Below are 9,514 nucleotides of genomic sequence, written 5' to 3' on the forward strand. Positions count from 1 at the left end.
CCGTGGACGAGATCCTCTTCTTCGTCGCGGGCATCGCGGCGATCGTCGCCGCGGCCGGCACGGTCTTCCTGCGCAACCCGTTCTACGCGGTGCTGTCGCTGGTCGTCCACCTGCTGTCCCTGTCGATGCTCTTCCTCCTGCTCTACGCGCAGTTCGTCGCGGTGGTGCAGGTGATGGTCTACGTCGGCGCCGTGATGGTGCTCTACGTCTTCGTCAACGCCTACGTCGGCGGGGGCTCCGAGCCCGAGGGCGGGGGTGGCCCGTCGCTGCGGATGTTCTCCTACGCGATCGCGATCACCCTGATCGTCACGATCGGCATCGCGGTGCTCGGCACCGGCCTGCAGGCGATCGACGGCTCGGGCCCGGACGACATCCCCGCGTCGTTCGGCTCGCCGGGCGAGATCGGCAAGCTGCTCTTGACGAAGTTCCTGCTGCCCTTCGAGGCCGCGTCGTTCCTGCTGCTCGTCGCCGCCATCGGCGCCGTCGTCCTGGCCCGCCGCCGCCGTGGCGTGCTGCCGGGCGAGGAGCGCATGGTCGCCGCGCTGGACCTCCTGGCGCCCACGGGCACCGGGTCCATGCGCGAGGGCGTCGGTGCGATCAACCCGACGCCGGGCGGCTTCAGCGCGCGCATCACGCCGTCGACCGGAGCCGGCACGCTGCCGGCGTCGGACGACCGCACGGGCGACGACTCCGAGGGAGGCTCGCGATGAGCACCGGTTGGTACCTGGCGGTCTCCGCCATCGTCTTCGCGATCGGCGCCGCCGGGGTGGCCACGCGCCGCAACCCGCTGCTGGTCCTCGTCTGCCTCGAGCTGATGCTGAACGCCGGGAACCTGGCGATCGTCGCCTTCGCCCGCATGCACGGCTCCACCGAGGGGCACGTCTTCGCGCTCGTCGTGATGGTCGTCGCCGCCGCCGAGGTCGCGGTCGGCCTGGGCGTCGTCGTGGCGCTGTACCGCAACCGCGTCCCCGTGGACGTCGACGAGCTCCGGGAGCTGCACGGATGAGTCCCGCCGAGGCAGCATGGATCGTCCTGCTCCTGCCCCTGCTGGGGTCAGTCGTCCTGGGCCTGGGCTTCCGCGTCTGGCGCGGCGCCCAGGCGGGCATCATCGGCACGGCCTCCGTCGGCCTGGCCTTCGTCTTCACGCTGGTCTCGCTGATCAGCCTGCTCGGGCGCAAGGAGGAGGGCACGCGGCAGATCACGTCCTCGCTCTACGAGTACGTCAACGTCGGCGGCGTCAAGGTCGAGCTGTCGATCCTGGTGGATCCGCTCTCGCTCGTGATGCTGATGGTGGTGACCGGCGTCTCGACGCTGATCCACCTGTACTCGCTCGCGTACATGCGCGGGGACAACGGGTACACCCGGTTCTTCTCGTACCTGAACTTCTTCGTCTTCTCGATGCTGGTGCTGGTCCTGGCCGGCAACTTCGTCCTGCTGATCGTGGGCTGGGGCCTCGTCGGCGCCGCCTCGTACATGCTGATCTCGTTCTGGTACCGCCGGAACACGGCGACGACGGCCGGCATCAAGGCGTTCGTCATCAACGTGGTCGGCGACATCGGCCTCGTGCTCGGCGTCATCCTCCTGCTGCGTCACACCGGCACGGTCGACTTCCTCGAGGCCTTCCACGGCGCGAAGGAGACCTTCGGCGAGCACGGCAACGGGTCGCTGACCGCGGGGCTCCTGCTCGTCATGGTCGGCGCGTTCGCGAAGTCCGCGCAGCTGCCGTTCCACACCTGGCTGCCGGACGCCATGGAGGGCCCGACCCCGGTCTCCTCCCTGATCCACGCCGCGACGATGGTCACGGCCGGCGTCTACCTGATCGCCCGCCTGCACCCGTTCATGGAGCTGTCGCAGACGGCCCAGACCGTCGGCATGGTCGTCGGCTGCCTGACGCTGCTGGTGGCCGGCACGATCGGCCTGGTCCAGACGGACCTCAAGCGCGTCATCGCCTACTCGACGATGTCCCAGATCGGCTACATGATCATGGGCGTCTCGGCCGGGGCGTACTTCGCGTCGATGTTCCACCTGGCCACGCACGCGTTCTTCAAGGCGCTGCTCTTCATGGCGGCCGGCTCGGTGATCGCCGCCATGGCCAGCGAGCAGAACCTGGACAAGATGGGCGGCTTCAAGAAGGCGATGCCGTTCACCTACGGCGCCTTCGTCATCGGCGGCCTCGCGCTGTCGGGCATCCCGCCGTTCTCCGGCTTCTTCTCGAAGGACGAGATCCTCTCCGTCATCGGCGAGCAGGGCGGCGCCTACTGGCTGCTCTACGTCGCCGGCTACGCGGGCGCCTTCCTGACCGCGGTCTACACGTGGCGCATGATCTTCCGCGCCTTCTGGGGCCCGCCGGTCGAGCAGGCGAAGGAGCTCGAGGGCGGGCACCTGTACCACGCCCCCGACCACCGCAACCCCGCCACGGGCGAGCTCGAGGACACCGAGGTCGGCTTCCCCGGCCCGGAGCACCACATCGCCGAGCGCGCTCCCGCGATGAAGCTCGCGATGGGCACGCTCGCGCTCCTGGCCATCCTCGGCGGCCTGCTCGGCATCCCGAAGGTCCTGACGCCGCTCGAGAAGTTCCTCGAGCCCACGTTCGAGGCCGGCCTGGCCGGGCACGCGGTCCACCCCGGCAACGGGATCATCATCGTCGGCCTCGTGATCGGCACGATCGTCGGGGCCGCAGGCATCTACGTCGCGTACCTGATCTGGGGCAAGCCGCTGTCGCAGGGGCAGCCCGCGACGACCCACTCGTCCAAGTGGCAGGCGAAGTTCGCCCCGGTCCACAGGTTCTTCCTGAACAAGTGGTACTTCGACGAGCTGATCGACTACGCGATCGTCCGCCCCGTCCGCTGGTTCGGCCGCTTCGCGCACGACACCTTCGAGCGCCTCGTCGTCGGCGGCGCGATCGTGGGCGGCACCTCCGGTGCGGTCCGCGGCGCCTCCGCGCTGGTGCGCCGGCTGCAGTCGGGCTACATGCGCGCCTACTCCGCGGTGGTCCTCTCAGGGCTCGCGGTCCTGCTCGTCTACTTCCTGACCCAGAGCTAGAGCCATGCTGCACCTGTCGATCCTGCTCTGGCTCCCTGCCCTCTTCGGGCTGCTGGGCCTCCTCGTCCCCGCGCGCCACGTGCGCTGGGTGGGCGTCCTCGGCGCCGTCCTGGCGCTCGCGTTCTCCATCGTCCTGGTCCTCGACTTCGAGCCCCACGGCTCGGCGTTCCAGCACGTCACCGACACCACCTGGATCAGCGCCCTGGGCGTGCGGTACCAGCTGGCCGTCACCGGGTTGAACGTGTGGCTCGTGCTGCTGACCACGGTCGGCTTCGCGTTCTCGTCGCTCTGGATCGCGACGACGTCGCTCGGCACCGATCCGCGCGCCAAGCACGTGATCCTGCACCTCGGCATCGCGCAGACCGCGGTGCTCGGAGCCCTCCTCGCACAGGACCTGATCCTGTTCGTGGCGTTCTTCGACCTGATGCTGATCCCGTTCTTCTTCCTGACCGCCCAGTTCGGCAACGGGACGAACGAGGAGCGCGTCCGGGCGACGATCAAGATGATCGTCTACACGCTCGTCGGGTCGCTCCTGATGCTCGTCGCGGCGATCGCGGTCGGCGTGCTCGCGACGCCCGACGGCCAGGCGGTCTCCTACAACATCCAGGAGATCGCGCAGCGCGGGGTCCCCGAGGGCTCGCAGGGCTGGCTGTTCGCCTGCTTCGCCGCGGCCTTCCTCGTGAAGATGCCGGCGTTCCCGATCCACGGCTGGCTGGCCGACGGGTACAAGGCGATGCCGCTGCCGATCCTCGCGGTCTTCTCGGGCGTGCTCTCGAAGGTCGCCGTGTACGGCTTCCTCCAGATCGCCCTCCCGATCCTCCCGCAGGGCACGGCCGATCTCCGCTGGGTCGTGCTGATCCTCGCGGTGCTGTCGATCCTCTACGCCTCGTCGCTCGCGCTGACCACGTTCAACGCGCGCCTCGTGCTCGCGTACTCGTCCGTCGCCCAGCTCGGCTTCATCACGCTCGGCGTGATGAGCCTGCGGCCCGACGGCGCGTCCGGGGCGCTCCTGCAGTCGGTCAACCACGGGGTCGCCGTCTTCGGCGCGTTCCTCGCGGTCGCGATCCTCGGCCGGCGCACCGGGGGGTCCGAGGACCTCCGCGACATGGGCGGTGCGGCGACGAAGATGCCGGTCTTCGCCGTCCTGTTCATCGTCGTCACGTACGCGGTGCTGGCGATGCCGGGCACCGCGAACTTCGTCGGCGAGTTCCTGATCCTGCGCGGCGCCTGGGAGGGCACGGCGCAGGGGCTGGCGATCGTCGCGTCGCTCGGCGTCGCGCTCGCCGCGGTCTACGCGCTGCGACTGTTCATCCGGGGCAGTCACAACCGCGTGGCGGCCAAGGTCGAGCCCCGCGAAGGCACGAGGCCCGAGCTCGCGCTGATGGCGATCCCGGTCGTGCTGATCGCCGCGCTGGCGTTCCACCCCCAGCAGACGGTGAAGGCCGCGGACGACGCCACGACGCGCGCGGTCCAGCGGGCGGCGATCGTCGTCGGCCCGGACCACGTCCGGAAGATCCTCGAGGCCGATCCGTCGGCCCGGAACATCGCGCCGGAGCCGTTCGCGGACGTCCCGCCGTCGGCCGGCACCGTCCGCCCGATCGGCGGAGCGAGGACCACGGGCCCCGCCTCGCAGAGCGACCCCGCCACCGACCCGAACACCGGTCGGGCCGTCGGGGTGGACCCCAGCACCGGGCAGGCCACCACGCCGTCCGGCGGCGCGGCGGGCTCGACCGTCCAGGTCGACCCGTCGACCGGCCAGACCGTCGACCCCAGCACCGGCCAGCCGGTGGAGCCGCCGAGCGCGCAGACCGAAGGAGCCGGCCGATGAGCACGCTCGCCGTCACCGAGGCCCCGCACATCGACTGGGCCGGGATCTCCTCGCTCATCGCGCTGTTCGGCGGAGCCGTCGTCGTCCTCCTCGTCGGGCTGCTCCGCGCGCGGTTCGCCCGCCTGACCCTCGTCCCCGTCCTCACGATCGTCGCGTTCGCCGCGTCGATCGGCCTGGCGATCTGGCAGTGGGACGAGGACACGTCCCTCATGTCGGGCGCGCTCGGCCTCGACCCGCTCGCGATGATCGGCGTCGTCGGCATCGGCGTCGCCGGCATCGCCGCCGTGCTGCTCTCGATCGGTGCGACCGCCCCGCGCGAGGCCGCGCACGGCGAGTACCACGCGATGATGCTCGTCGCGGCCGCCGGCGGCGCGATGTTCGTCGGCGCCGAGAACCTGATCACGACGTTCATCGGCCTCGAGCTGCTGTCGATCCCGCTGTACGTCCTCGCCGCCACCGAGCTGCACCGCCGGCGCTCGCTCGAGTCGGGCCTGAAGTACCTGATCGTCGGCTCGGTCGGCTCGGCGACGCTGCTCTACGGCTTCGCGCTGATCTTCGGCGCGACCGGATCGCTCGACTACGCGGCGATCGCCGACCAGGTCGCCGCGAAGGGCCTCGGCGACGACCCGCTGATGCTCGGCGGTGTCGCGATGGTCGTCGTCGGCCTGGCGTTCAAGTCGTCCGTCGCGCCGTTCCACCAGTGGACGCCGGACGTCTACGAGGGCGCTCCGACCCCGGTGACCGCGTTCATGGCGACAGCCACGAAGGTCGCCGCGTTGATCGCGTTCCTCCGCCTGTTCGACGGCGCCCTGATCGGGGCCAGCGACGCCTGGGGCCCCGCCCTGGCCGCGCTCGCGTCGATCGCGATCATCGTCGGCAACGTCGGCGCGCTCGGCCAGAGCTCGATGAAGCGCCTGCTGGCGTTCTCCTCGATCGCGCAGGCCGGCTACATGCTCGTCGGCGTCGTCGTCGCGACGAAGCTCGGCGTCCAGGCCACGGTGTTCTACGTCCTGACCTACGTCGTGATGACCGCCGCCGCGTTCGCGGTGATCGAGGCCGCCGAGCGCGAGAGCGGTCACGACGGCATCTCGGCCCTCGCCGGCCTCGGTCGTCGCCGGCCCCTGCACGCGATCGCCCTGACGCTGTCGATGCTCGGCCTGGCGGGCGTCCCCGCGACCGTCGGCTTCGTCGCGAAGCTGCGGATCGTCCAGGCGGCGGTCGACGGCGACTACTCGTGGCTCGCGATCGTCCTCGTCGTCGGATCGATGATCTCGTTCGTCTACTACCTGCGCGTCGTCGCGCGCCTGTGGACCGACGAGCCCGCCGGGGTCGCCGTGGCCCCGCAGAGCCAGGCCGTCGAGGTCGAGGCCCCCGAGGCCGTGGCCACGACGACCGCCGTCGCGGATCCGAAGGGCCTCCCGGCGGCAGCCGTCCCGGGTGGCGGCGCCGTCGTCGTCACCGGGGCGACGATCCTCCCGATGACGGTCCTGGCCGTCGTCGCGGGCGCCGCCATCGTCGTCCTGGGCGTGATCCCGGGGCCGCTGATGACGGTCGTCGAGGACGTCGCGCGCGCCGTGCCCGAGCTGTTCCGCTAGGGCGGGGCGGCGCCGGGCCGCACCGAAGCGCCGTGGGTGGCCGGCGCGCGCACCGCGTGCGCCTCCACGGACGGGCGGGCGCACCGCGGGGGCGCGCCGCGGCGCGACCCCGGGTCGTGGCGGTTCGGCGTCTCAGTGGCACTGCATGACGCCCATGACCCGGTCGAACCGGGCGGCGGCGAGGTCGGCCTCCGGGATCAGCAGGTAGAGCGCCCCGGCGTCGCCGAACTCGAGACCGTCCGCCTCGTCGAACTGCGCGAGCAGCATCCAGCCCTCGCCGGCCAGCTCCGCGGCGTCGAAACGCTCGGTGGTGCTCGTGAGCGCGTGCTCGAACCAGTACGCGACCTCGTCGAGCACGGGACCCTGGATGTCCCGCGAGGGACCGAGGAGCTGGTACGGGCAGACGCCGAGCAGCGCGTCCAGGAGGTCCCACGCGGGCACGTCGGACGGGATCGCGTCGTCCTCGAGGGCGTCGGTGTCCGACGGGAGGATCGTGGTCACCGGGCGGAGCGGGATCGGGCCGAAGCGCGAGGCGTCGTCCGGCGGCGCGGGCGAGCTCGTCGGCCCGCCGGGCGGGAGGAGGCGGACGTGCGTGGCGTCGACGAAGTCCATCGGCTCGTGCTCGAAGTACTCGTGGTCCCAGTGGACGACGAGCGTGCCCTCCGCCGGGAGCGGCGTGGGGCCCGGGACGGTGGCCAGGTCGACGACCGCGACGAGTCTGAGCGGGGAGCCGTGGCTGTTGACCGGCCAGGCGGCGCCGTCGGGCAGCACGGCGTCGCCCCCGAGGCGGGCTCCGACCGGCGTCCCGTCCCCGTCGGCGGCGGGGAGGAGCGCGACGCACTCGACCATCCCGGCGAGGAAGCGCGCGACCAGCGGCGCGGGGACGCGGTGGGCGAGCAGCACGCGCTCGATCTCGGCGCGCTGGGCGTCGACGTCCGCGCCCCGGTGCACCAGCTCCCGGAACCCCGCGAAGGCGGCCTCGCCCACGTCGGGCGGGGACGCGGAGGACGGCGCCGCACCGGCCGGCACGGGTGGGTCGGTCGGCCGGCCGCTGCGACGGAGGCGGTCCAGGAAGCCCATGGCGCGGAGCCTACCCCGGTGCGGAGCGGCGTCCGGTGGGCGGGACCGCGGGTGCAGCCGGTCGGCCCGGTAGCGTGCCGTCCCCGTGCAGTACCCGATCGATGCCCTGACCGACGACGAGGCGGCGCGCCTGGCGCCGCACGTCACGCACCCCACGCGGCCGGTGTTCGGGCTCGTCGGGCTGCCCGAGACCGTCAAGGGCGCCCTGTTCGCGCGCTACAGCCGCTATCCCGGCACGCTGCGCCGGCTGTTCCTCGACGAGTTCGCCGACTCGCTGCCGGAGCTCGGGGCGAGCGCCGCGTACGACGGCGCGGAGGGCGAGCGCGCCGCGCAGCTCTACGACCGCATCTTCCTGGGCTACGGCGACGACTCCGTCGCCCAGCTCGGCGGCCTGCACGTCGCCGCGGAGTGGTGCTCGAACGTCCTGACGAAGCTCCTCCAGCGCCCCCGGATCGGCGCGTACCTCGAGCAGTCCACGCGCTACATCGCGTTCGACGACGCGGTGACGGCCGAGCGGTGGCTGGCGGAGGGGGCTCCGGGTGCGGGTGCCGGGGCGGCGGGCCACGGGGCGCCGCTGGCCGGGCCGGGCGCGGTGCCGAGCGGCGTCGGCGCGGGCCCCGACGTCGTCTCGGCGACGGGGACCGCCCCGGGGGCCGAGGCCGGGTACCGCTACCTGCGCGACCCCGCGCTCGGGCCGGTCTACGCGTCGGCGATGGACGACGTCTTCGGTGTCTACGCGGCCCTCCTGCCGCGGATGACCGCGTGGTGCGCGGAGCAGTACCCGGCGCCCGACGGCACGCCACCGGCCGCCCACGAGCGCGCGATCAAGGCCAAGGCGCTCGACCTCCTGCGCGGCCTGCTCCCGGCGTCGACCCTGAGCCACGTCGGCATCTACGCGTCGGGGCAGACGTACGAGGGCCTGATCCTCCACCTCCTCGCGCACCCGTTGCCCGAGGCCCGGCGCTACGGCCGCTGGATCCTCGAGGCCGTGCAGGCGATCACGCCGAGCTTCGTCACCCGCGTGGAGCGTCCGGAGCGCGGCGGTCGCTGGATCGAGTTCCTGCAGGAGCGCGAGGCCGCGGCCGACCGCTGGGCCGGCAGGCTCGGCCTGGACGCCGCGAGCGCCGACGCACGCGACGCCGAAGAGCAGCGCGCGAGCGTCCGCCTCGTCCACGTCGACGGCGACGAGGACGACCTGCTCGCCGGGCTGCTCTACGAGTCCACGGCGGTGGGGGAGGACCGTGCGCGCGCCGCCGTCGCGGGCCTGTCGACGGAGGAGCGTGGCGCGCTGCTCTCGGACCTGGTCGGCGAGCGCGAGAACCGCCGCCACCGTCCCGGCCGCGGCCTGGAGCGCCTGCGCTACCGTTTCGACGTCGTCTCGGACTACGGTGCGTTCCGCGACCTCCAGCGCCACCGGATGCTGACGATCCAGTGGCAGACCCTGACGCCGGAGCTCGGCGCCGAGGTCCCCGACGAGGTCGAGCGCGCCGGCGCCGGTGGCGAGTACCGCCGCGCCCTCGATCGTTCCGCGGAGGCCTGGGCCGCGCTCCGGGGCGAGGGCCGGCCGAAGGAGGCCGCCTACGCCGTCTCCCTCGGCTACCGCATCCGGTACTCGATGGACCTGAACGCCCGCGCGGCGATGCAGATGATCGAGCTGCGCTCCGGCCGCGAGGGCCACCCCTCCTACCGCGCCGTCGCGCACGAGATGCACCGCCTGATCAGCGAGGCCCACCCGGCGATCGGCGCCGCGATGCGCCACGTCGACGCCTCGACCGAGCCCCGGATAACCTCCCTAATGGGGAGTTCGCTCTCACCGGCGAGACGGGCAAGCCGATCAAGTACTACTCGGACCTCTTCGAGAAGTCCTGCGATCGTCACGACTTCGGCTACCGCAACTTCGGCTCGAAGTCGGCCGGACTGATGGCCGCTCCGACCAAGGCCGGGAAGGACTCCATCGACAGCCGGTTCA

7 protein-coding genes are annotated in these 9,514 nt (G+C 72.3%); 6 read left to right on the plus strand and 1 reads right to left on the minus strand.

The genetic code is table 11. From position 1 onward, the window contains the following. Nucleotides 1-2 precede the first annotated feature (2 nt). The 5 genes from PATMI_RS29680 to PATMI_RS29690 are packed head-to-tail and all read left to right on the plus strand — an operon-like array spanning nt 3 to nt 6,465. A complete protein-coding gene (locus tag PATMI_RS29680) occupies nt 3-710 on the plus strand; it encodes an NADH-quinone oxidoreductase subunit J family protein (protein ID WP_051471503.1) in 708 nt (235 codons plus the stop codon). Next, complete coding sequence (gene nuoK / locus PATMI_RS0112585; protein WP_026911151.1) at nt 707-1,006, plus strand: NADH-quinone oxidoreductase subunit NuoK; 300 nt, start codon at nt 707-709, stop codon at nt 1,004-1,006. Before PATMI_RS29680 ends, nuoK begins: the two co-directional genes overlap by 4 nt. Continuing rightward, nucleotides 1,003-3,042 (plus strand): NADH-quinone oxidoreductase subunit L, encoded by a 2,040-nt coding sequence (gene nuoL, locus PATMI_RS0112590; RefSeq protein ID WP_026911152.1) that lies wholly within the window; start codon nt 1,003-1,005, stop codon nt 3,040-3,042. Before nuoK ends, nuoL begins: the two co-directional genes overlap by 4 nt. A gap of 4 nt (nt 3,043-3,046) precedes the next feature. After that, a complete protein-coding gene (locus PATMI_RS29685) occupies nt 3,047-4,870 on the plus strand; it encodes an NADH-quinone oxidoreductase subunit M (protein ID WP_051471504.1) in 1,824 nt (607 codons plus the stop codon). Then, on the plus strand, nt 4,867-6,465 hold the full coding sequence (locus PATMI_RS29690) for an NADH-quinone oxidoreductase subunit N (protein ID WP_051471507.1): 1,599 nt from the start codon (nt 4,867-4,869) through the stop codon (nt 6,463-6,465). Before PATMI_RS29685 ends, PATMI_RS29690 begins: the two co-directional genes overlap by 4 nt. A 132-nt stretch (nt 6,466-6,597) precedes the next feature. Here the strand turns inward: PATMI_RS29690 and PATMI_RS0112605 are convergent, their stop codons facing one another. Continuing rightward, nucleotides 6,598-7,545 carry a DUF1963 domain-containing protein gene (locus PATMI_RS0112605; protein WP_026911153.1) on the minus strand — a complete coding sequence of 316 codons (948 nt, stop codon included), beginning with the start codon at nt 7,543-7,545 and terminating at the stop codon, nt 6,598-6,600. An 85-nt stretch (nt 7,546-7,630) separates the two neighbouring features. Here PATMI_RS0112605 and PATMI_RS29695 point away from each other — a divergent pair, with 85 nt between their 5' ends. Further along, nucleotides 7,631-9,466, plus strand: a complete 1,836-nt coding sequence (locus PATMI_RS29695) for an FAD-dependent thymidylate synthase (protein WP_157260739.1) — start codon at nt 7,631-7,633, stop codon at nt 9,464-9,466. Nucleotides 9,467-9,514 lie beyond the last annotated feature (48 nt).

This window comes from Patulibacter minatonensis DSM 18081, from assembly GCF_000519325.1.
Taxonomy (GTDB): Bacteria; Actinomycetota; Thermoleophilia; order Solirubrobacterales; family Solirubrobacteraceae; genus Patulibacter; species Patulibacter minatonensis.